The organism is Priestia sp. YIM B13551 (assembly GCF_042787905.1).
Classification (GTDB): domain Bacteria; phylum Bacillota; class Bacilli; order Bacillales; family Bacillaceae_H; genus Priestia.
Genome location: NZ_JBHZOX010000009.1, coordinates 1 through 22,597 on the forward strand (window position 1 = coordinate 1; position 22,597 = coordinate 22,597).

Below are 22,597 nucleotides of genomic sequence, written 5' to 3' on the forward strand. Positions count from 1 at the left end.
TCACCCCAAGTGCAAGTGCACACAAAAATGGGTCCCCCACTCCTTAGTGGATTAAGCGATAAAAGGTATGAAAATAGCAAGATTATATATGTATGTTAGGTACTATACGCCTGAATATGACGTTTGTAAAGAGAGATTCCAATTAAAATTAATATTTAATATAATTCGTTTTTTTCTTTTATGTAAATAAATAAATTTTGATATCTTGAGCAAACTATTTAAGGTCCAACAAAGCGTCAACACAACATTTTAATCACTGTACAGAAAGTGACTGCCTCTTCTTAGTGAAAAGAGACAGTCTTTTTCTATTTTCCGACTGTATAGAGTCTGTATTTTTAGTTACCATAATCATCATTATAGGGACGAAAAGGAGCTCAAGAACTAGTTTACTAGTCCTTGAGCTCCTTTTCTCCAGTGTCCTGGGATAGTTAAAGCAGAGGGCAACTTTGTGTGTAAATCACCTTTTGCTGCATTCACCTGAGCTTGAGTAAGAAAAATACTTCCTGTAAGATCAGCACCACTTAAGTCAGCATCTCTGAAGTCTGCTCCAATAAGATCCGTTAATCTAAGGTCAGCCTCTCTAAGATCAGCAGCTATAAATAATGCTCCCTTTAAATTAGCTCTTCTTAACTTAGCTCCAATATAATCACTACTACGCTTAAATTTCTTTCCCAACTTTTTACTAGATGTTTTGGGACGGATCAATTCACTTGTATGTAAAAGTAATTCTCTAACTTTCATTCGATGTTCGTGCACATCAATTTTTAAAATGTTTTCTGGTGTTTGTCTAATTAAACGTTCCGTTTCTTCAAAGGAAATCCTTAAATCGTTATGAATGGAATTCGTAGCTTGGAATTCAAGTGCCTCGCTTAAATACCAAAGCATTTCATGCAATTGCTGAACAATTGGAAACACATTAAACATTTCTTTAGCTCTTGTTTTGTTATGTCTCCAATCATTTCCTCCATAAATCATTTGAGAAACCCTTTGGCCAGCGCCAAAACATTCATATCTCACACAGCCTTTGAATCCCGTAGTGATAAGATTTTCGTGAATGGAACATGAATAGTTTGACTGTAAATGACGGCAAGGAGTTCCACCATCTTTGTCAAAGGCAAAATCAGCAGATTTTGCGTAAGGTAAAGCTACGCAGCACAAACCAAAACAATTTGAGCAGTTCGAACGTAAATTTTCTCGAACTTTATTATCTATTTCTAGTTTGTTAGGCAAAACAATACATTCCTCCCCTATAAATTTCTATAATTTTATAATAATAAGAATTATAAGAAAAATAAAGGTTGTTAGTGGTTTGGATTTATTATTGTATATGATATACAAAGCTAGTTTACATAAAGTCTCTTTCCGGTACACACGCAAAAAACAAGCTCTTGGTACACAAGGGCTTGTTTGCTTATTCGTTTTGTCATTTATGCAGAATTTTATACATCGTTGTTACAGCAATGCTTTAGGAGGCACTGAACGCGCGTATAGTTGCATAAAAGTAAGCTTCCAATATCGTTTTTTCACCCTCTGTATCGTCCATCTTCATATGGAGAAACTAACTAAAACAAATACTAACAGGAGGATAACGGATGAAACGATTCATCGTCGCCACAGCTCTTGTCCTATGCTTAACAGGAAGAATGGCCACTTGTACAGAAGCTGCTCCCAAACCGTCCATCACACAAAAGCATACGGATTTCTATGATGCCTTTTTGATGCTGCTGAACCCCTATGCAGAGAAAGCGATTCGAACGAAATACCCTGATCGTAGTTATAGTTTATGGAATGCAAATATTTTGAGTTTGAAGCGTGTATCGGGTGGGTTTTCGAACTATGATTTCGTGGTGAAGGTGAAATACCATACGTTTACAGGTCCACACAACCCACCTGAAGGACCTTTGGTAATCACATTTTCGGTGAGCAATGAAGTCAAGATTCTGAAGGTTGAAGGATAATGGGTAAATAAAAAGCGTTAGAAACGTTTCTGACGCTTTTTTCTTATATTTATTGAAGTGAATAGAAAAGGAATATGAGATTTTAACTGTCATTGTTGTTCCCATAAAACCATATTTCCTACATCAATGCTAAAAAAAGTTATTTTTCTTCAATGAAGGAATGGGAAAAGCTTTACGTGAAGTTTACCATATTCGGATTTATAGCTATGTAATGAGGCATCCAGCAATCTGAATTCTCAGTACCAATTTCATGGTCATTTAAACAGACTCTGTTCATACCGTCTAAGCCATCTAAACCGCAGCATCCGTTTAAACGATCTCCATCTGGATGATGCTTAGAATTGATTAGGTCCTTCATATTTATAATAATTGTACCTTTTTCATCGACTTTATCTTCTTCATTCACAATTAAGAAATAACCTTGAGGAATATAATCTTCCTCCATTTCCTCTTTGATCAGGCTTATGTCATTTAGTTCTGTTAATACGTTAGAAATTTCTATTTCGCAACTTTTACAAACTAACTTCAATATAGTAAAACCCCTTTGACTAGTTTATATTCAAACACAACACTTATAAATATGATGCTTTTTCAATAATTTGTCTAGTTAAGTGGTTTACTATTTGGGAATTCATACTGCTTTGTTTCCTATATAAAACTCCTGTTTAGTTTACCTTACCTTGTACTACTTTCACCTCAAATAACAATGATTATCGGTTCTTTAACCTTAAGGAAATATTCATAGACCTATAACATTATCCTAAAGTTGAAAAAGCGTTCAAAAAAGTATACGTTCACAAACTTTTATTTTTTATAAGTAATCTATTGTATTGATTGTTCGCTTTATCATGGAATTAAAACCCAAAAGTTTTTATATAACCACTTTTTATATTTTAAAATATAGTGTAGAAAATTTATTTTTCTAGTTAAGAATTGTTTTTGTGTGCCCTCTTATTTTCCTTTTGAAGCTTTAAAACTATCTACTTGTTTTATGTGAAATTCATATTCCCCTTATACTTTCTTTTTCATTATAAATTACTTATCATCTTTTCATTTTATGAGAACCACTCCCTAACCTTTATCTCTTAACTTTATAATAAGTTCAACTAATCAAATTTAATTGTTGATATATGTAAGTTTTTGATGATAAATAAGTTCAACTTAAGGATTGAACATTACCCCTTTTTTGTGTATAATGAGTTCAATAGAAGTTCAACTTAAAAACGAGGTGTATAGAGATGAAAATTTCACGTTTTAACAAGGACTGTGGGAACTCAGTCGATATGAATATTATGGATGGATACCTATTTGACTTTCCAACCAACGTAGTAGAACTCCAAAAAGAAGCTGCTGATTCATTCTTTACAGATGCGGTAACTGCACCAGAAGAATTTAAAAAGCGTATCCTATTATCTACAACAATTGGTGACGAAGAGACAGAGCGTTATTTCCTAGTGGGTGACATTGCAGCAAGTCAACAACTTGCCAACAATCACATCAATCGTTTACATAACAAAATTACAAGCCATATTCCTTATGTGACATTTTTGGCTGCCATTGCATACTACCATGCGTTGCATGCAAAAGATCAGAAGGATAACAACATTGCAATTGACTATTTCTCTACGATGTTACCAATCTGGTTACTAAAAAAAGAAAGTACCTTCGGTGAAGCGCAAAAAGCCATGGCCACTCGCTTCTTAGGTAATCATACATTCCGTATTCATACTCCAGGGTTTGAAAAAGAATTAAAAGTAGCTGTGGACGAAAGTGCTTGCCTAAAAGAAGGCGAAATTGCGCGCTTTGCGTTAAAGAAAGACCTAACACTTCAAGACCGCGAAGACGCCAATGAATATGTAGAATGTGAAACTGTGATGGTTGATATCGGTGGGGGATCAATTGATGTCGTTATTTTACCAGAAGGATTAAAGGCTGCGAACAGCCGTGAATCATTCCAAAGTATTGAAGGTATTCCCTATTTAGCTCATATTGATAAATTGCGCAAAGAGAAGTTCCCTGAGCTGTTTACAGATTTACGTGCTTTTGATCAATTTATTTTAGATAACTACAGTAAACAAAAATTCGAGTTAAAAAATGAAAACACAGGTGCATCCATTGATTTAACAGCTCAAATTACATCTTCTTTGAAAGAATATGTAGAGATTTTACTAGCGAAGTTAAATGATGTGGCCCCACCACCGGCAAATAAAATCCGTAAATACGTATATAGTGGTGGTGTTGCTCCGACACTAAAAGTAGCCATTATGACAAGCATGATCGAAAAGATTGGTGAAGAACGTACAGAGAAATATCATAAAGTACCAGAAGATAGCCGTCATTTGAACTTATTTGGCTTAGAAATCCGAAGCATCGGTTACCTTCAAAAGAAACAAGCTGAAAAGAAAGCCGTTAAATCCTAACAGCGTAGGTGATAACCATGTCAGAGCGTCAAAACGCCTTTACAATTAAGACCAACCAGTTGAGTGATGAAGTCTATGACATACTTGCAAAATATGCGAAGTCTCGAAAATTAGGAGACTATATTTCATCTTTAATTGTTCGGGACCTTCATCGTTCATCTAACGACCAAGTAGATTCAGGTCACAGAACAGAAGAACTTCTTGAACATATCAATTCAGAACTGAAGGAATTAAAACAATTAGCTAAGGCTAATGGCTTTGTAGTCAAGCAAGAGGATATAGAAGACAAGCCTTCAGAAAGTCAAACCTTAAAAGAAGGTAAGATTGCAGATTTAGAACAGGTATCTGGCTCTCTAGATGATGATGATTTAGAGGAATATAGCGATTTTTAAGTAAAAAGCTACTAGGAATACTAGTAGCTTTTTTGCTTTCAGTCGTTTATTGGTTTTAAATGTATTCTCATATGTACAAAGAACGTCCTCGAATTAAAAGAATAATGGCAAAGAGGATTTTATTTATTAGCAATAGCAATCAGCACGAGTACTTCTATTTATTCTAAATACTCTTCTTGCTTCTTTGTCCGAAGAACATTCATAATTAGGTGTGATAAATACCGTATTGATACTCAATTTGTTCCTAAAGTGTTAGATAGAAGGAATCAGTACAGTCATGGTATACTAATAACAAACATGGAAATGATGGAGGGTATTATGAAAAAACGATTAGACTTGCGTGTCGACTTTGCATTTAAATCACTATTTGGCACACATGGGAATGAATCTATTTTAGCTGCTTTTTTAAACGCAGCACTCCGTTTTCCAGTTGATAAAAAATTCAGACGGTGCAGTTATTAGACCCACATTTTAATAAAGAAAACCAAGAAGATAAACGCTCTATTTTAGACGTACACGCACAGTTAGAGGATGGAAGCCGCGTCAATATTGAAATTCAGCTTAATAACAAACATGACATGGAAAAACGAACACTCTATTACTGGTCTAAAATGTATAGTAGTCAAATGAAAGAAGGCATGGACTACGGAGAGCTTTGTAAAACGATTACCATTAATATTGTGAACTTCCGTTATTTATCTCATATTCATAATTATCACTCGACCTTTCAGTTATATGAGCGAGAGCAGAAATTACTCTTAACAGATATGCTAGAAATTCATTTTATGGAGTTACCTAAGTTACTCATTAAATGGCGTAACAGAGAGGTAGATCCACGAGAAGATCAACTTGTGCGATGGTTATTATTACTTGAAGCATCCGAAGATGAAGAAATCACTCAGGTATTGGAGGAGATTGCGATGCAAGAAGATCAAGTATTAAAGAAAGCGATGGATGAATGGGAACGTGTTAGCCAAGATCCAGAAGTGCTATTAGCATATGAAGCACGAAGAAAAGCATTGTTAGATGAAAAGTCAGCGTTAAAAAGAGCTGAAAAACTTGGAGAAGAAAAAGGAAAACAGATAGGTGAAGAAATAGGCGAAAAGAAAGGAATCATAAAAGTAGCTTTAAGTATGATTCAAAAGGGTTTAGATAACCAAACAATCGCTGAATTTACAAACCTTACACCAGAAGAAATTGATAAATTACGTCGCCAATAATCATATTTTGAAAAGGTACTGCCTGATAAATTACTTTTATCAGGCAGTATCTTTTTTAACTTTTCTCTATCGACACATCTAATTTGAAGCTATGGTATTTGTAATATTAAGGAAGTCATTTCTTTTTTATAAGATTTACCCACATTTATCGTATCTTCATTACACAGTGGAATAAATGTTATTGCGTACTATAGTAGAAAAATATAAGTCTTCTATTTTTTATTAAATTGAAGACTTTTTCTTATATATCCGGCTTTAGGTTGCGCTAGCATTTTTCTTTTTTTTTACAGGCAATCCGTACTTATTAGAGTTTTCTTTTATTTTTTTTGCGATCTCTTGTGCTTCTTCCTTCGTCATTTTCATACAAAAGACTCCTCTCATGTTCTAGTATTATAAGTTTTTTCCACTATCTCAAAAAAATATACATGCTCCTCCCTCCCCTGCCATATACATGTTTTAGGTATGTACAAAAAGTCATTGTCCTAGAGATAATTTTAGATTTTAGGAGTGATTATGTGAGAGTAGAAGAGAAGAAAAGAAAAATCCGAAGTGACAAAAAACGAGATGTAAAACCGTCACTTCCAATTGATCTTAAAGAATGTATTTATCGATTGTCTTATATTACGAATACACCTGTAAAAAGTGTAGTTGAGTCAATTTGTATATCAGGCCTTGCTTCTTCAAAAGTGATGGACTATTTATCAAATTATTTTAGAAGAGGATTTAGTTTTGGCAGCACTGTGTATATGGGCGATATGTCTAAAGAGCCAATTAGACACTTATATAGAAATATAGAAAAAGAGCGTGTTTCTACTCGCTTAAAGGATGGACATGGAGAAACGTATGATGTTCTAAAACGCTTAGCTTACGCTTTAGATTGTTCTCCAGCATTAGCAGCATCTTTCTTAATTGAGGCTAGCATTAGAAATTCTGATTTTGTTGATGAATACATGACTCGCCATTTAGAAGAAGAATTGGACCAGGGAAGAATAAAGGAATTAAAAGAGGTTTTAAAATTCATCAATAAAAATAATCCTTATAAAGAAGAGTACAGTCTACACAATTTGATTTCTTATATTATGGATGAATTAAAAGTAGGAGCAACTAGTTTGGGATCTTCTGTCCAAAATTGGTTAGAGAGTATACAACATAAAAAATAATTCAATAAAAAACCTTTGAATTTATGATTCAAAGGTTTTTTGCTTGTCTTTTATTTCGTTATATAAAATTTTTGCACCTAATGGACTTAGAACTAAGTTATTTGCATATCTACGGCTTTGAGGCGTTATCTCACCTGTGATTAGACATTCATTAGATTCTTTGTATTTTTTTATCTCTATATGATCATCTTCCAATATAATCTCTACTTCATCATCTTTACCTATATCTAGTAGCTTTCTTAGCTCAATAGGAATCACTATACGACCCACTGCATCTATCTTTCTCAACGTACTTAGTCCCTTCATGCTGACTCTCCTTTTATACGTTCACAACTACAACTTTAATATTATACTATAAATGTATAAATTAACCAATAATAAATTTACAAACTCGGTTTTAGGATACAGTTTTAGAACTTTATCTTAGATTGCTCTTGTACGTAAGTACACGTACGCGCATGATCATGCGAAAAGAAATGGTCTTGTTTATGATAAACTTTTACTCCACAAGAGGGGCAAGCAAAGAAACCCACTTTAGGACCTTGAGTCACTTCGTGTGCATAAAACTCACCAGTTGTTTCAAACATCACTACATGGTTCGCTTTCTCAATCTTAGCTCTCATACAAGCATCTCCCACCTTATTTTGAGTTTAATTCCATAATAAGGTTTAATATGTTGAATTGTAAAAGAAAATGTATAGGTATAACCTATATCTGCAGAAAAAAGAAGCATGCCTATGCCATTTACGCATAAGAATGCTTCTTTTTCTACATCTATTTCTTTATAGGTAAATAAAGGTTTTCTAATCATAAAACCATAAAAAAAGACTCCTTTACAGGAGTCCTTTTTTTAATTACTTTTGATTATGCTTTGTGAACGTTAGCAGCTTGTGCTCCGCGTTGACCTTGCTCGATATCGAAAGTAACTTTTTGACCTTCTTCTAATGATTTGAAACCTTCACCTTGAATAGCACTGAAATGAACGAATACATCGTCTCCGCCTTCGATTTCAATGAAACCGAAACCTTTGTCTGCATTAAACCATTTTACTGTACCTTGTGTCATAATGTTGCCTCCTGCTGTGGAATACTCCACAAATGTATTACCACTCTTGCCCAAACATACTATTTCAAGATAAAAACTTCTAATTAGGGTTTTTTCTTTTCTCAATATACCGAACAAAAATAAGTTATCTGCAGTGTAACATGTAGTAGGATTGATAGCAAATAAGGAAAACAATACCTTTAACAATTTCATCTATTCATCTTTCCCCTATCAAAAACTTATGATACGGCATAAATGGCATGGCTTTTCGATGCTCGAATACATCGAATAAAATGAATCGATACATACATATCTCTGTTTATTTTAGCTATCCATAATAAGACTTCGTTATTTAATCTATCTTATAGATGAAGGATACATGTAATCCAAAAAACACCTGTTAGCTTTACTGAATTATAAATAGGCTATTGGGATATTCTATTTAGGGAAGAAGGAAAACAAGTTATTGATTACAACTAATCATTACAAAGCTTCTTACATTTGGGATGAGGTGTCTACAGCAGGTATATTTCAGAAAACCTTATTGTAAATCGATGTATGTTTGATTCATAAGGGGATGGTAGTCATGAACGTAGTAAGAATATATATAATGGGTAGACAATAATATTCATTTATAATTATACAAATGAGGTGTTTGTCCCAGACCAAGAACGATTTCGTTCACATTGTATATTTTTTTAGCTCAATGCTTAAATGAGGTGTTTGTTAAAGAGAATATACTTTTTCAAGTTACTGTTTCATTAGGCAATGCAATTACGTAAATGAGGTGTTCCTTAAAGATCATATGCTGCATTAAAAGCTACTTTTTCCTTCTTCACATGACGGGATGCATAATCGTTTGCATCCCGTTTTTGTTATATATAATATGTACAGTATACTTATTTATTTGTATGTAAGGCTTCAATAAAGGTGAAATTGATTTGTTCTATTTGCTCTTCTGTTAAAACAGGTTGAGCTACTTCTACTTGCTTATTTATTCATTTCTTTTAACTCTCTGTATTACTCTGGCATAGTGGCGAATGGACGCCATTTTTCATTTTATCAAGATTCAATAAAAAAATCTTTTGTTTTAATTGTTTTTACTCATTTAGCTATGTGTACATGGATAATTATTTTTTTAATCTTTCTTCCATTAAAAATCCAGATTGTTGAAAATCTTAAAATTACTATTTTTTATCGAACTAAAGTACCCTTTAATTTAAGTACCACCTTTTACAATCTGCAATCTTTCTTTATTTAAACGTAGTGTTCTCTCATTCGCTTTATATCTACTCTAGGTGGAAAGCCAAACATTCGGGAATATTCTCGACTAAATTGCGATTGACTTTCGTATCCCACCCTGAATGCGACATCAGCTACATCTAATGACTCAGCTAATAGCAAGCGCCTTGCTTCCTGCAATCTCAGTCGTTTTTGAAACTGAATGGGACTCATTGCCGTTACATCTTTAAAATGTCGATGTAGCGATGAAACACTCATATTCGCTATTTCAGCAAGCTCTTCAATACGAAAAGACTCTTCGTAATTATTGATGATATGATCTATAACCTCTCTTATTCTAGAGGCATTGCTACCTTCTAATGCCATTTGTTCAAGCGCTTCGCCATGTGGACCTTGCAAAATCCAATAAAGAATTTCTTTTTTTAATAATGGAGCAAGAACAGGGATATGTTTTGGAGTGCCTAGCAAAGATGCTAACCTTACTACGGCGTTCAACAAAGATGGCTCTATTTCGCTAACGTACATAGCTCGTTTTGCGTTCTTTCCCTGCCCCGTTTTAAAATCTGTGCCATTCAAAACCTCTAAAACTTGGCTAGAGGTAAATTCAAGTTTGAAGGCTAAATATGGGGCATCGGCTGAGGCTTTGATGACTTGACCTGTAACTGGTAAGTCAACTGATGCCACAATATAATGGCCAGGACCGTATAAAAATCTTTCCTCTCCCAATAATACCTCCTTCTCTCCTTGGAGGATAATGCAAAAAGATGGCTCGTTAACCCTAGAAATAGGTTCAGTAATAATGGATTCGCGGATGAGAAATAAAGATGGAATGGTAGTAGGATGAACACCGTCCTGCTTGCAAAGGCGTTCAATGAGTCTAGAAAGTTCATATTGCTGCTTATAGGGTGTGTTAGACATAACTTATTCTCCTTTTCTTTATTTTCGGTTCATTATACCTGATAGTCATAGATTTTGTAAGAAAGTTTGAGAGGATTAGGCAAAAACTTGATAATAATAGGCTAAGGCTTTTTTGATATTTATGACATAATTAAAAGCGTTAAGGAAAAAGGATTTCAAAGAAGCTCACAACCAATCAACTGTAATAAAAGTAGCTAATATAAATGTGAACTTGTCTATTTTTTATCAGGAGGCTTGTTTATGAATCGTATCGAAAAGAGCGAAGAAAAATTCAAACAGCTATTTGGTGAAGGAGTACCTGGTACACATGCCACTGATCCTGATTTCCAGGACATTCTGAGCTATTTTATTTTTGGGGAAGTTTTTTATCAAGGTAATCTGGATGACAAACAGCGTGAGTTAATTACCTTGGTGGTTCTTTCTACTAACCAGACGTTACCTCAATTAAAAGCATATGTTAGTGCAGCATTGAATGTTGGGCTAACACCTGTAGAAATCAAAGAGGCGGTTTACCAATGTGCTCCGTATATTGGATTTCCGAAAACGTTAAATGCTATCAATGAAGTTAATGAGGTATTCAAAGCAAAGAATATCGCTTTACCGGTTGAAAGCCAAAAGACGGTCGATGAAGATAATCGCTTTCAAAAGGGGCTTGCAACTCAAGGAGAGATTTTTAGAGATGGCATAAAAAAATGCAGGAGAGTGCTCCATTAAATCAAAAGCATATGCAGGAATTTCTTTCTGCTTTTTGCTTCGGAGATTTTTATACTCGTAACGGACTCGATTTGAAAACCCGAGAGCTATTAACGCTCTGTATTATAAGCGCGTTGGGCGGCGCTGAAGGTCAAGTGAAAGCACATGTGCAGGGTAACATAAATGTGGGCAATGACAAGGAAACAGTAATCACTGCTATCACTCACTGCCTACCATATATGGGCTTTCCTAGAACACTTAACACATTAGCATGTGTCAATGAAATTATTCCTAAAAATTAAGAGACCTTGCTGAAAAAAGTTGTTACCGTTAAGGTCTTTTTTTAAAAAAGTGTATGACTCATTAGAAAAGTAGGAGGCAATTAAATGAAGTATGTAAAACTTGGTAATACAGGCTTAGATGTATCTCGACTTTGTCTTGGATGTATGGGTTTTGGGGACGCCAACAAATGGCTTCACCAATGGGTGCTTAATGAAGATGACTCTCGCATTGTTATAAAAGAAGCCCTGGACTTAGGGATTAATTTTTTTGATACAGCAAATGTATACTCACTGGGTACAAGTGAGGAATATCTTGGACGAGCTCTTAAGGATTATGCTAATCGTGATGAAGTTGTCATAGCAACTAAAGTACATGGACAAATGCATAAAGGTCCAAATGGCTCTGGTCTTTCCCGAAAAGCAATTATGAGTGAAATAGATAAAAGTCTTAAGAGACTGGAAACTGATTATGTAGATCTTTATATCATTCATCGCTGGGATTACGATACTCCTATTGAAGAAACGATGGAAGCATTACATGACGTAGTGAAGGCTGGAAAAGCAAGATACATTGGTGCTTCTGCCATGTACGCTTGGCAGTTCCAAAAGGCATTACATGTGGCTGAAAAAAATGGTTGGACTAAGTTTGTGTCCATGCAGAACCATTTAAATCTAATATACCGTGAAGAGGAACGAGAAATGTTACCTCTTTGTAAGGAAGAGAAAATTGGTGTCACTCCATATAGCCCTCTTGCATCAGGGAGATTAACCCGTGACTGGTCAGTAACAACACATCGTTCCGAGACAGATCAAATTCAAAAATCTAAATACGATGCGACTGCGGACTCAGATCGATTGGTTGTAGAACGGGTAGCATCCATCGCAGAAAAACATGGTATTCCTCGTACACACATTGCACTTGCCTGGTTACTACAGAAAGAACCAGTAACAGCTCCTATAATTGGTGCTACGAAAACATCACATCTTGAAAATGCAGTAGATGCTTTATCGATTAAGTTAACACCTGAAGAAATTGCGTTTCTTGAAGATCCATATGTACCACACCCAATAGTTGGTCATAACTAAGTGTTTTGCTGATAAATAGGAGGAAACCCAATCTTCTGTAATGGTAAGATTGGGTTTTTCCTTACTTTAACCTTTGATTTCGTCTCCTAATATTTATTTCTATGAATACTATAGATACTGCATATTTTTATTATTGTTATCTACCTTATAAAGAAACAATAATAGGTGAATGACAATCTTTGTATACTTTATATTCACACTTATAATATACTGTTGTTACTTTCATTCCTCTATGTTCCATCTCTTTTTCCTACTTAAGCTTTATGGCCACCCATAAGGCCGTTTCGATAACGAGCTGTTGAATAAGGAAGGTGACTAGACGCACGTAGTACACTATTCTTGCCATAACGCAGTCGAATGTCATCAATCGTTTTGGCAAGAGCATAGGCTCTTTCACGCTGATCGATGTCATCAAATAAGCTCATTTGCTCCTCTTCTTCAATGCTTGTGTTTGATAAGGGGATCCCAATGGAGCGAATCGGCATTCCATTATCATATGTATGTAAGATGGTTAAGCAATACGGGAAAATATCTTGGCTTAAGTTTGAAGCTCTTCCCATTTTCTTTTGTCTGGAGAAGCCTCCACCTGTTTGTTTGCTATAGCCAATGGATAAATGAATCGTTTGAGCCACCACTTAATGCATGCGTAAACGGAAACACACATCATCCAATAGCTCCAACAGCAATAACTCCACTTCTTTTCGGTTTGTATAATCACGGAATAGAATTTGACTCTTTCCAAAGGAACGAGAGCTAGGAATATATACATCAGAAATGCGACTGTAATTAATCCCGTTCGAATGTTGGTGTAACTCTTCGCCTAGTATGCCAAATTCTTTTTGTAACATCTCTTTTGAAGAAAGAGCGAGTTCTTTGATAGAGTGAATGCCCAAACGATTTAAGCGTCTTTCCGTAGCAGACGAGATCCCCCAGAAATCCTTCATCGGATGAATGGACCACAACGTAAAGGGAATATCCTCATATCGCCAATACGCAACTCCTGTTGGGCTATTCTTGGCTTCATGATCTAAGCTCACCTTCGCCAGTAAGAGATTCGGACCGATACCTGCGGTAGCTGTCAGCCATGTCTTGCGATAAATCTCGTTGATGATTTTATGGGCCAGTTCTTCTGGTGTTTTAGCGAATAAATGCAAAGAAGCTGTCGCATCAATAAATAACTCATCAATGCTATACGCATGAAAGTCTTCAGGAGCTACATACTGTAACACCAAACTCGAAATATAGTTCGAAGCCTTGATATATCTCTCCATGGATGGATTCACCACATGGATATCTTTCCTTTTAGGAATGTCAAAGAGGCGACTTCCTGTTTTGATTCCTTCTTTCTTTAATAAAGGTGTGGCAGCTAACACAACCGATCCTGACCGTTTGATATCTCCTACCACCGCAAGCCTTGTTTTCAACGGATTTAAGCCCCGTATGACAGAAGAAACCGAAGCAAAAAACGATTTCATGTCTATACAAATAATCACTCTGTTTGGTAGCTGCCCATAATCCATTGAAAGAACTCCTTAAATAAAAGAACGTTCGTTCTCAATATTATATACGGACAAAAGTTCTTTATTCAATAAAAACTCTAAAGTTTTCCCGATTATTGTTACTATAATAAGAGAGAAGAATATTGTAGATGAATTGAGAAGACGGAGGATTGAGCAATGGTTAAAAAACGCTCTAATTATATTATCTTTTTTTCATGGTTTTTAGTTTTGGTTCTTTTATGGATCGTCATTTCATTCTTTGAAGGTGTAAATGGACAGTGGTGGTCTATGTATCGTTTGAATCCACATAAATACGGTCCGTGGGCCTTAGAACTTTCTTACATAAAGGTTAGTATTGCTACTGTTATCTCCTTGGTAATAGCTTATATGGTGAGTTTTGGCTTCAAAAGACATAAATAAAAAAAGCAAACTCCTTGTCACTAGAGTTTGCTCTTTTACTTTAATGCTTGCTTGTCACTTCTCAACATTTCTTTTAGTATTTTGAAAATATAGTTTAGGGTGGCAGTTAGGATATAAAAGGACATTAATCTGGCTCTTCAGCGAGTACCTAAGGAACTTCTATAATTAGGGCATGGTTTGCCAGATGGATTCGATTTTGGGTATCTTTACTCCAACTTAAATAGCAATTTGCAATTATATTTTATCAAGGATTTAAACTCCCTAAAAATATAGTCACTCGTATTTCTTTAAAACAATAGCTGCATTATGACCTCCAAACCCAAATGAATTAGATACACCAGTATTTATTTTTACTTGGCGAGCAATACCTGGTACATAATCTAAATCGCATAATGGATCCGGATTTTCTAAGTTTATTGTTGGAGGAATTATGCCTTCCTTAAGGCTCATTGCCAAAGCAATTGCTTCAACCCCCCCAGCTGCTCCTAACATGTGACCAATCATAGATTTATTAGCTGTTATTGGAATCTGATAAGCTTGTTTTCCAAACAGTTCCTTGATAGCCTTGGTTTCAGAGATGTCACCCACTTTTGTACTTGTTGCATGAGCACTAATAACATCAATCTCTTCAAGGGGTATGTTTGCATTTTTTAAAGCTGCTTTCATTGCAAGATAAGCACCTTTACCCTCTGGATGTGTAGCAACCATATGGTGTGCATCTGAACTTGCACCGTATCCAATGACTTCTGCATAAATTTTTGCTCCTCTACGCAAAGCATGAGACAGAGATTCTAAGATTAGAATTCCAGCTCCTTCTGACATGACAAATCCATCACGGTCTTCATCGAAAGGACGGCTAGCTTGAGTAGGAGCGTCATTTCTTGTTGATAATGCGGTAGCATTCCCAAAACTGGCTACTGACAAGTCAGTTATAGCAGCCTCTGTTCCACCCGCAAACACAGCATCAACTTCTCCAGAACGAATAAGTCTAAAAGCTTCGCCAATAGCAGTATTTCCAATGGCACAGGCAGAAACTGGTGACATAGAAGGGCCCATTGCATTCCACTTGATGCTAATTTGTGCTGCAGCAGCATTAGAAATCATACCCGGCACGAGAGTTGGACTGACTCTCCTTGGCCCTTTCTGTCTAAGTGCATCAATATTTTCAATTAAGGTTTCAATGCCGCCTATACCTGAACCTACGTATACGCCTAACCTTTCTGGATCTATATGATTGAGATCTAACTTAGAATCTGCCCAGGCTTGTTCAGCTGCAGCTATAGCAAATTGGGAAAAGCGATCTAAACGCCTTGCTTCTTTCTTTCCTAAAATTTCATCTGCATCAAAATCCCGAACAATTCCTGCAATTTTTGCCTTATGGTCAGTAATATCAAATGTATCTATAGAGGAGATGCCGGACTCTCCTTTAATTAGGTTGTTCCAAAATGTTCTGATGTTATTTCCTATAGGAGAGACTACTCCCATACCTGTAATCACAACTCTTTCCACTTTTCATCACTCCAAATCAATAATATACTTGTATTTTACAGTCCTTTTATCCTATTACAAGGGATTGTTTATCCTGGTATAACTACTACTAGGGTAAATTGTATGATGAGGAGTTTTAAAAATGAACGATAAAACTAGGCTTGAGGCCCTGTCTACATTCCTAAAAGCTAAACGTGCTCAAATTAAGCCAGAGTCTATTGGGTTACCAGCTGGAACCCGAAGAAGGACACCCGGATTACGACGAGAAGAAGTTGCACAATTAGCAGGGGTAAGTACCACTTGGTACACATGGTTAGAGCAAGGAAGAGATATAAAAGTTTCTTCTATTGTGCTTGATTGTATTTCTACAGCTCTACAACTAAATAGCGATGAAAGAGACTATTTATATGATCTAGCATTAGAAACAAAGTTAGAAATTGTTCATCCAAAAAAAGATCAATTAGAGCTTAGCCCTTCTCTAAAGCGAATACTAGCTGAATTAACCTATTGTCCGACTATCGTGACAGATCGCCATTGCCATATTGTAGGATGGAACCCCGCAGCAGCTCATGTTTTTCTAGATTTCGAACAAATTCCAAATGATCAAAGAAATCTAATTCAATTAGTGTTCGCCCGAAAAGAATTGAAAGCATTAGCTGTCAATTGGGAGCATTTTGCGAAAGGTTTTCTTGCTATTTTCCGTACCTATTATGGACACTATTTAGGTGATGAATGGTACAACCAGTTTATTAGTCAGATGAGTCATTTACATCCAGAATTCCAAGCCTTATGGAATGAAAGCCAAGTAAGTAAAGCTCCCGAAATGGTTATTGAATTTAGACATGCCAAAGCAGGGAAAATGTTATTTAATTTAACTTCCCTCCAAGTTCAAGGGGATATGGATTTGCGGTGTAGTATCTACACACCGGTAGAGGAAACGGATACGGAAAATAAGTTAAAACGGCTAATGAAAAGAGCTTCTATAGAGAAATTATAAAGAAATCTTATTATAGTAAGCAGATTAAGATGACAGTCTCTTACTTCGAGACTGTTTTTTATGCAAATCAATTGCAAAAATTTGCGATATGATGAAGGCTTGTTATTATTCCTTTGGTGTTCTCTTTTTTACTTAAAATAAAAGAATAAAATGCAACTTCTAGAGCAAACTAAGAGGATAGGAACCCCAATTCCTACTATTCTTCATGTATGATGTTCTAAGGAAAAGCTACTTCCATGGGTAAGGGAGTAGCTTTTTTCTTTAGAGTTTACATAAGTTTGATTATAGGAAGTAGACTTTTCAATCTATTACTTTGCTAAAAACGTTCGTAAAACTACATGTATTTTAAAGAACGTTCGTAAATTATTTTTAAATTTAAACGAACGTCGAGAATGATAAATTTTTTATACAAACTCAACGTCCGTAAAAGTATACTTTTACGGTCGGTACGTTCAATTTTCTTCAAAAATTATAGAGGTAAAGTCAAGAGTTTTATTTGTAATTTTTTAACGCTGTTTAAATAAAAAGTAAATTACTCCTTCTGCTCATTTGTAAAATTAGAACATTTTCCTCTATAATTATTGATAATTTTCAAATTGCAGAATATAATAATAACAAGAGTTTACCACAGGAAACTTTTTAGCATACGGTAAATAAGCGTTTCATCATTTAAAAATGATTCCCTCATTATGAATAAAAAGAGTGAGAGGTAGCCTGGAACTATCTCTCACTCTTTTTATCATTATTTTACTTGTAATTCAGCAATCATATCTTCTAGACGCTCTTTCTGTGCTTGAAGCTCTTCCATAGAAGGTTGATAAGATGAAATAGTTTGTTGTCCACCATATGCCTGTTTAGGTTGAACCAAACGTTGTAATTGCCCACCATTCTGTTCATATAAACGGTAGCCTACTGCGCCTACCACTGTTCCTGATACAAATCCCATTAGAAAATCGCGATTAATCATTATAAAACTCCCCCATAATCCTAAGTTTTTTATATCAATTCATACAAAAGGTATGAATGAATATCTTACGTAATTGTAGATAACTTTTGTGATTGCACTTTCTGCTTTTCATGTAACAATTCCAACACATTCACAATCCATGTAATCATCGCTACATATAGCATATTTGATGGCCCTAGAGATAACATCGTAACAATTCCAGTTAAAATATCTGGGTGCCTCATTTTATTGCTCGTACCATGGGATAAGACCGTATAGCCTGTTGCGACTACTGCTCCATATACGAGTGCATCTGGTTTATAAAAAGAGGATTTTCGAATACCTGCTAGTAGAAGTAATCCCCCAGAAAACAATGTACGTAGCCAATCATTTCGTGTGGCAGGATCCATTTGAATCATAATATCATCTAGTGGATCTAAACGCGTTTGCTGAAAAAAGATAGATATATAACGAAAAATGGTATTGCGAGAAAGTTGTGAAACATCATAGTGAATAAGCATGGTTTGAATGGTGGGTTCTATTCTCACACTTGTTATACCTTTTAAAGCAGAAAACATATGCTCAATCTCCACATGATTTTTCTTATCTCTCAATGCTGGGATATGAAATCGAATACGACCTGGTATATCATGCAGAACGTAGAATTTGGGATTCATTGGTTTCCCTCCCTAACCATAAAATTCTTGCACTATTTATTACTACACCAATAGTGGCCGCATTATGAATAGCTGCTCCCACAATTGGAGAGAAGATACCTAAAGCACCGAATAATATTGCAATACCATTAATAGCAAACGTGGCAATAAAGTTTTGTTTAATAATGTTCATGGTCTTTTTAGATAGTCCAACTAACTCAGAAAGCATTTCTGGGTTATCAGACGTAATAATAACGTCACTGGCTTCTGAAGCAATGTCTGTTCGTTTAGCACCCATCGTTACACCTACATGAGCATGAGCTAAAGCTGGTGCATCGTTAATGCCGTCACCTACCATCATGACAGCTCCCGTTCTTCCATACTTCTTCACATAAAAGGCTTTATCATCTGGCAAAGCCTCTGCATGATACCAGTTCAGTTTTAAGCGACGCGCCATCTCTCTTGCAACCGTTCTCTTGTCTCCAGTAAGCATAATGATGTCGTTAATACCTTGATGTCGAAGATTGTTCACTGCGCGGTGCATACCAGAACGTATTTTGTCAAAAATGCTAACTACTCCTACAAGTGTTTGATCATAAGCTACATAAATCACATTTTCGTCGTTTTGCATGTGTTGAAGTAAGTTGGTTGTTTTAACTTTTAATTCATTCATAAAGCGTAAACTTCCAACAATAACTCTTTTACCATTTAACCAAGTGGAAATTCCTTTTCCTACCGTTGTTTCTACCTGAGCATTATTGTCTCTAATAGGAATTAAAATGTTCCAATCTTTCGCTTGCTTCATAATTGCATCAGCAATAGGATGGGTAGAATTTTTCTCAGCTGCTGCAGCTAAACGAATGACATCTTCTTGATTAAAGCCTTCAGCAGCAATTACTTGCTGAACCACAGGCGTTCCTTCTGTAATAGTTCCAGTCTTATCAAGAATAACTGTATTTAGTTTAGACATCTTTTCAATATGATCACTGCCTTTAACAATAGCCCCTTCTTTTGCAGCACGTCCAATGGATGCGTATAAAGCTGTGGCCGTTGATAATTTAATTCCGCAAATAAAATCAATAACTAACATACTCATCGCTCTGTTAAGGTTTCGAGTGAAAAAAAATGTAAGCAGTGCCAAACCAAAAGAAACAGGAACCATTTTTTCAGCTACTGTATCGGCTATATTTTGAATAGGAGCGCGCTTATCTTGTGCTTCCTCCAATAGTTTCACAATTTTAGAGAGGGATGTATCTTCTCCTACTTTTTCAACTGTTACAGTAACGTGTCCACTCTGCAAAACACTTCCAGCGTACACATTATCTCCACCACTTACCTCTCGTGGCATATACTCCCCAGTAATTGAAGCTTCATCTGCTGTACCATTCCCCTCTATTATGATTCCATCCACGGGAATTTTTTCTCCAGTGAAAACTACAACCTTATCACCAACTTCAATATCCTCGACTAAAACCTTTTCTTCAACGCCCTTTTCCTTTACTCTCCAAGCATATGAGACATCTAATTTTAGGACGGAGTGAATATAATGCTTGGTTTGTTCAGACGTATAGTCTGTTAGCAGCTCACTAATAGTAGACATCAAAGTGATAATTAAAGCCGATCCTGGATTCTTCATATACAAAGAAGCGAATATAGAAGCAGCTGTTAATGTATTAGCATTACCTTTTCGTTCTTTTAGGACATGAATAACACCATCTTTAATTACCTCATAGGAAGTACCAATAGCAGTAAAGGTGCTAACCCAATAGGATAGTGCTTTTACTATAGCAGGATACGAAGAACGTTGAAGGTACCAGTTAACTAAAAAAATAGTTCCACAAGCTATGATAGGTATAGCCTTTTTCCATGAACATGCTGCTTGCTTGAGTGTATGTTTATATTTATGGATGAACGATTTTAGACTGTATAAAGAGAGAGTAATATGATGATAAATGAGTAGACTTCCGGTTACTTGATTATAGCTTGCAGAATATACCCCTGGAAAAGAGCGTAACCAAGTTTCAATATGGTTTGTCTCTAGCTGTTTAGGTATATAAAATCGGGTTCTTCCAGGGAGAGAATGAGCTACCTTTACCCCGAACATCATCACCTATTCTTTTCCCCCTTATCCTTAATGATGTTGTATGACCAATAAAGTAAGCTTGCAGAGAAAGCAGGCGCACTTCCAAACGTCTGAATTCCTTTTCCTAATAAAAATAGAACAAATAAACTATCAAAGTCAGCAAAGCCATTAGTTTGCTTTTTAATCCCTTTATCTATAAATCCAAGTGTGTTAGTCATGCCATTCATCAATGTAGCATCTTTGTTTAAAATGGCGTTAGCTGCTATTTGTACGATATAATTCATCAGTTCATCTAGCTCTTCCTGGTTAATATGAGGTACAACAAATTGAAGCACTAAACTTCCGGTTAGTTCTGAAGCTTCCGATGTTAAAATAAGAGGATGTTTTTTTACTTCTTCCGTTAGAGCATGTGCAATGATACGGTGCTTCCAACTGTCACATTGTATACGCAGTCGCCCCGGCATCGCATGCACTACTTTTATTTTTTGATCACGGAATTGAGACATAATTTTTGGAGCAATAAAAGAGGCACCTAAACCAATTACAGTAGGAAGCATGCTCATCCCTCCCTTTCCTTAAGCTCTATATTCTTCTTGATATATTTGTTCAATAAGTTGAAACCACTCTTCAAGTTCTTTGTTATTTGTCATATAAGAAGCCTTATATGTAATAAGTAAACTCCCGGTATCTGGTGTAAATACTGCGTCATAAACAAGGGGTTGAGACTTCAAATTTAAAATAATTAATTCAACTAGTTTTTCATTCTCTTTCCAAACAGTTGAACGAAGTCTAATTCTTCCTGGAATAAAATGCACAAGATCAATTTGTAACTTATGTAGTTTTCTTTCTGCATGTTTCATTAGTATCTTTTCTTTAATACTCATTAATATCTAGATACCACCAATCATTTTTCTTCATTTTACCAACTTATATATTTTATAACAATATAAGTATTAAAATAATGTAAATTTTATTACGCGCAAGTAAGCAATAAAATTATCTCTTTTTTAAGATAATGATAGATATATTTTTTATAAAAAGAATTAATCTATATAAAAAAGAATGAAAGGTGTTATTCTTTCATTCTTTTTCTTTACTGTAGATGTTTAAAGTCTCTTTGTTTGATAGGTAAAGAATATTTTATTGATTTTTTATAATACCTCTTTCTTTTTAATTAGTTTATACTGAATTGTCACCCTCTCTACTTCATTTTAGAAATAACTACCCCTATAACTATAATAAAAATTCCTAGTAAGGTTTTCCACGTAGGAGCTTCTTTAAAGAAAAGGTAACCCATTAACACGGCAATTATTACTTCCATCCCTTTCGATGTCAGTAAAACAAATGTTAAGTTATGAATAGCTTTAAATCCAAATTTGATTCCATATCCAATTAACATATTAGCGATTAAGAATAACGGGAAAGCATAAATTTGGTATTTTAATGTAGTCCCAAAATCTGGATCAATATGCTTATTTTGATACGAAAACAAAACATTGATTAAAAATAGGCCAACAAACAGGAAGGTTCCACCATACAAATAATTCATATATCCACTCTCACTATATTCATATTTAGTATTAGAATAAACCAAATATTTTTCTTTATACCATTAAATTTTCCTTAAGGAAAATTATTGTCTCGAAAGCAATAAATATGGGTGGTAATGAAGATATAGCTATTCCAAAACGAATCATAAAGAGCAATGTTTATAAGAAATTCTATATACTGTCTCGGTCAGTCTTTCTCTTAATTTAGTTTAGTGTGCAGTTTGCCGTACTAATTTTAGTTTCTTTTATGTTAACGTTAAGGACAACTTTCGCATGGGTTTCTTTAAGCAGAGCTATCCATTTATTTAAGTCCAATCCTTCAAAATGTGTTTTGTAATATTCACCAATTAAATGAAGAGATTACAGAAAGCCAAATCTCCAATTAGTAACTATGTTCTTGAAAAACCCACTATATTCTAGTGCTGAATTCAATGATGCTAAGATAAGAAATGGAAAAACTAAATGTATTAATTTTTCTCAGTTCTATATCTTATAATTTTCACATAATATATATATCAAATCGTAAACATTACGTTTTAACCAA

The 22,597-nt window shown here is 35.1% G+C and carries 22 protein-coding genes and 2 pseudogenes; 10 read left to right on the forward strand and 14 right to left on the reverse strand.

Annotated features, from left to right (window positions below; genetic code table 11):
• Positions 1 to 381: 381 nt before the first annotated feature.
• Positions 382 to 1,230: a pentapeptide repeat-containing protein gene (locus tag ACFX4N_RS26375; RefSeq protein WP_199866544.1), complete on the reverse strand. Its 849-nt coding sequence runs from the start codon at positions 1,228 to 1,230 to the stop codon at positions 382 to 384.
• Positions 1,231 to 1,592: 362 nt separating this feature from the next.
• On the opposite strand from ACFX4N_RS26375, the gene ACFX4N_RS26380 reads away from it, so the two are divergent.
• The gene (locus ACFX4N_RS26380) at positions 1,593 to 1,958 is read left to right on the forward strand and encodes a DUF3888 domain-containing protein (RefSeq protein ID WP_098278165.1); all 366 of its coding nucleotides are present in this window, start codon (positions 1,593 to 1,595) and stop codon (positions 1,956 to 1,958) included.
• A 172-nt stretch (positions 1,959 to 2,130) separates the two neighbouring features.
• Here the strand turns inward: ACFX4N_RS26380 and ACFX4N_RS26385 are convergent, their stop codons facing one another.
• Complete coding sequence (locus ACFX4N_RS26385) at positions 2,131 to 2,487, reverse strand: hypothetical protein (protein WP_199866543.1); 357 nt, start codon at positions 2,485 to 2,487, stop codon at positions 2,131 to 2,133.
• A 709-nt stretch (positions 2,488 to 3,196) separates the two neighbouring features.
• Here ACFX4N_RS26385 and ACFX4N_RS26390 point away from each other — a divergent pair.
• The 4 genes and pseudogenes from ACFX4N_RS26390 (at position 3,197) to ACFX4N_RS26410 (ending at position 7,150) form a co-directional block, all read left to right on the forward strand.
• Positions 3,197 to 4,378, forward strand: a complete 1,182-nt coding sequence (locus ACFX4N_RS26390) for an Alp7A family actin-like protein (RefSeq protein ID WP_057274227.1) — start codon at positions 3,197 to 3,199, stop codon at positions 4,376 to 4,378.
• Positions 4,379 to 4,395: 17 nt separating this feature from the next.
• Positions 4,396 to 4,770 carry a hypothetical protein gene (locus ACFX4N_RS26395; RefSeq protein WP_053488554.1) on the forward strand — a complete coding sequence of 125 codons (375 nt, stop codon included), beginning with the start codon at positions 4,396 to 4,398 and terminating at the stop codon, positions 4,768 to 4,770.
• A 318-nt stretch (positions 4,771 to 5,088) separates the two neighbouring features.
• Positions 5,089 to 5,990 (forward strand): annotated as a pseudogene (locus tag ACFX4N_RS26405) (Rpn family recombination-promoting nuclease/putative transposase).
• A 515-nt stretch (positions 5,991 to 6,505) separates the two neighbouring features.
• The gene (locus ACFX4N_RS26410) at positions 6,506 to 7,150 is read left to right on the forward strand and encodes a hypothetical protein (protein ID WP_029320968.1); all 645 of its coding nucleotides are present in this window, start codon (positions 6,506 to 6,508) and stop codon (positions 7,148 to 7,150) included.
• Between the two features lie 21 nt (positions 7,151 to 7,171).
• Here the strand turns inward: ACFX4N_RS26410 and ACFX4N_RS26415 are convergent, their stop codons facing one another.
• The 4 genes from ACFX4N_RS26415 to ACFX4N_RS26430 form a co-directional block, all read right to left on the reverse strand.
• Positions 7,172 to 7,456, reverse strand: coding sequence for an AbrB/MazE/SpoVT family DNA-binding domain-containing protein (locus ACFX4N_RS26415; protein ID WP_013060057.1), 285 nt, complete (start codon positions 7,454 to 7,456; stop codon positions 7,172 to 7,174).
• Positions 7,457 to 7,560: 104 nt separating this feature from the next.
• Positions 7,561 to 7,773, reverse strand: coding sequence for a hypothetical protein (locus ACFX4N_RS26420; RefSeq protein WP_013060056.1), 213 nt, complete (start codon positions 7,771 to 7,773; stop codon positions 7,561 to 7,563).
• A gap of 241 nt (positions 7,774 to 8,014) precedes the next feature.
• The gene (locus ACFX4N_RS26425) at positions 8,015 to 8,215 is read right to left on the reverse strand and encodes a cold-shock protein (RefSeq protein ID WP_013056497.1); all 201 of its coding nucleotides are present in this window, start codon (positions 8,213 to 8,215) and stop codon (positions 8,015 to 8,017) included.
• 1,236 nt (positions 8,216 to 9,451) lie between these two features.
• Positions 9,452 to 10,354 (reverse strand): AraC family transcriptional regulator, encoded by a 903-nt coding sequence (locus tag ACFX4N_RS26430; protein ID WP_098197472.1) that lies wholly within the window; start codon positions 10,352 to 10,354, stop codon positions 9,452 to 9,454.
• A 240-nt stretch (positions 10,355 to 10,594) separates the two neighbouring features.
• Between ACFX4N_RS26430 and ACFX4N_RS26435 the strand changes: the two genes are divergently transcribed.
• From ACFX4N_RS26435 to ACFX4N_RS26445, 3 genes are all read left to right on the forward strand, one after another.
• Entirely contained in the window at positions 10,595 to 11,068 is a 474-nt protein-coding gene (locus tag ACFX4N_RS26435) for a carboxymuconolactone decarboxylase family protein (protein ID WP_244659773.1), read from the forward strand.
• On the forward strand, positions 11,047 to 11,349 hold the full coding sequence (locus ACFX4N_RS26440; protein WP_244659772.1) for a carboxymuconolactone decarboxylase family protein: 303 nt from the start codon (positions 11,047 to 11,049) through the stop codon (positions 11,347 to 11,349). The genes ACFX4N_RS26435 and ACFX4N_RS26440 overlap by 22 nt, the downstream gene beginning before the upstream one ends.
• Positions 11,350 to 11,433: 84 nt before the next feature.
• Positions 11,434 to 12,414 carry an aldo/keto reductase gene (locus tag ACFX4N_RS26445; RefSeq protein ID WP_098278898.1) on the forward strand — a complete coding sequence of 327 codons (981 nt, stop codon included), beginning with the start codon at positions 11,434 to 11,436 and terminating at the stop codon, positions 12,412 to 12,414.
• A gap of 254 nt (positions 12,415 to 12,668) precedes the next feature.
• Here the strand turns inward: ACFX4N_RS26445 and ACFX4N_RS26450 are convergent.
• Positions 12,669 to 13,934: pseudogene (locus ACFX4N_RS26450) on the reverse strand (Y-family DNA polymerase).
• Positions 13,935 to 14,090: 156 nt separating this feature from the next.
• Between ACFX4N_RS26450 and ACFX4N_RS26455 the strand changes: the two are divergent.
• Positions 14,091 to 14,333, forward strand: coding sequence for a hypothetical protein (locus tag ACFX4N_RS26455; protein WP_098547516.1), 243 nt, complete (start codon positions 14,091 to 14,093; stop codon positions 14,331 to 14,333).
• Positions 14,334 to 14,606: 273 nt separating this feature from the next.
• Here ACFX4N_RS26455 and fabF read toward each other — a convergent pair whose 3' ends face one another.
• Positions 14,607 to 15,842, reverse strand: coding sequence for a beta-ketoacyl-ACP synthase II (fabF, locus tag ACFX4N_RS26460; protein ID WP_029320986.1), 1,236 nt, complete (start codon positions 15,840 to 15,842; stop codon positions 14,607 to 14,609).
• A 121-nt stretch (positions 15,843 to 15,963) separates the two neighbouring features.
• Between fabF and ACFX4N_RS26465 the strand changes: the two genes are divergently transcribed.
• The gene (locus tag ACFX4N_RS26465) at positions 15,964 to 16,818 is read left to right on the forward strand and encodes a helix-turn-helix transcriptional regulator (protein WP_029320988.1); all 855 of its coding nucleotides are present in this window, start codon (positions 15,964 to 15,966) and stop codon (positions 16,816 to 16,818) included.
• A 742-nt stretch (positions 16,819 to 17,560) separates the two neighbouring features.
• Here the strand turns inward: ACFX4N_RS26465 and ACFX4N_RS26470 are convergent.
• The 6 genes from ACFX4N_RS26470 to ACFX4N_RS26495 form a co-directional block, all read right to left on the reverse strand.
• Positions 17,561 to 17,785, reverse strand: coding sequence for a hypothetical protein (locus ACFX4N_RS26470; protein WP_011106165.1), 225 nt, complete (start codon positions 17,783 to 17,785; stop codon positions 17,561 to 17,563).
• A gap of 65 nt (positions 17,786 to 17,850) precedes the next feature.
• Positions 17,851 to 18,441 (reverse strand): HMA2 domain-containing protein, encoded by a 591-nt coding sequence (locus tag ACFX4N_RS26475; protein ID WP_011106164.1) that lies wholly within the window; start codon positions 18,439 to 18,441, stop codon positions 17,851 to 17,853.
• Positions 18,413 to 20,527 carry a heavy metal translocating P-type ATPase gene (locus ACFX4N_RS26480; protein ID WP_194719283.1) on the reverse strand — a complete coding sequence of 705 codons (2,115 nt, stop codon included), beginning with the start codon at positions 20,525 to 20,527 and terminating at the stop codon, positions 18,413 to 18,415. The genes ACFX4N_RS26475 and ACFX4N_RS26480 overlap by 29 nt, the downstream gene beginning before the upstream one ends.
• On the reverse strand, positions 20,527 to 21,060 hold the full coding sequence (locus ACFX4N_RS26485; protein ID WP_011106162.1) for an HMA2 domain-containing protein: 534 nt from the start codon (positions 21,058 to 21,060) through the stop codon (positions 20,527 to 20,529). Before ACFX4N_RS26485 ends, ACFX4N_RS26480 begins: the two co-directional genes overlap by 1 nt.
• An 18-nt stretch (positions 21,061 to 21,078) precedes the next feature.
• Complete coding sequence (locus tag ACFX4N_RS26490; RefSeq protein ID WP_102055962.1) at positions 21,079 to 21,387, reverse strand: HMA2 domain-containing protein; 309 nt, start codon at positions 21,385 to 21,387, stop codon at positions 21,079 to 21,081.
• Positions 21,388 to 21,704: 317 nt separating this feature from the next.
• Positions 21,705 to 21,995 (reverse strand): hypothetical protein, encoded by a 291-nt coding sequence (locus tag ACFX4N_RS26495; RefSeq protein ID WP_240530883.1) that lies wholly within the window; start codon positions 21,993 to 21,995, stop codon positions 21,705 to 21,707.
• Positions 21,996 to 22,597: the final 602 nt, after the last annotated feature.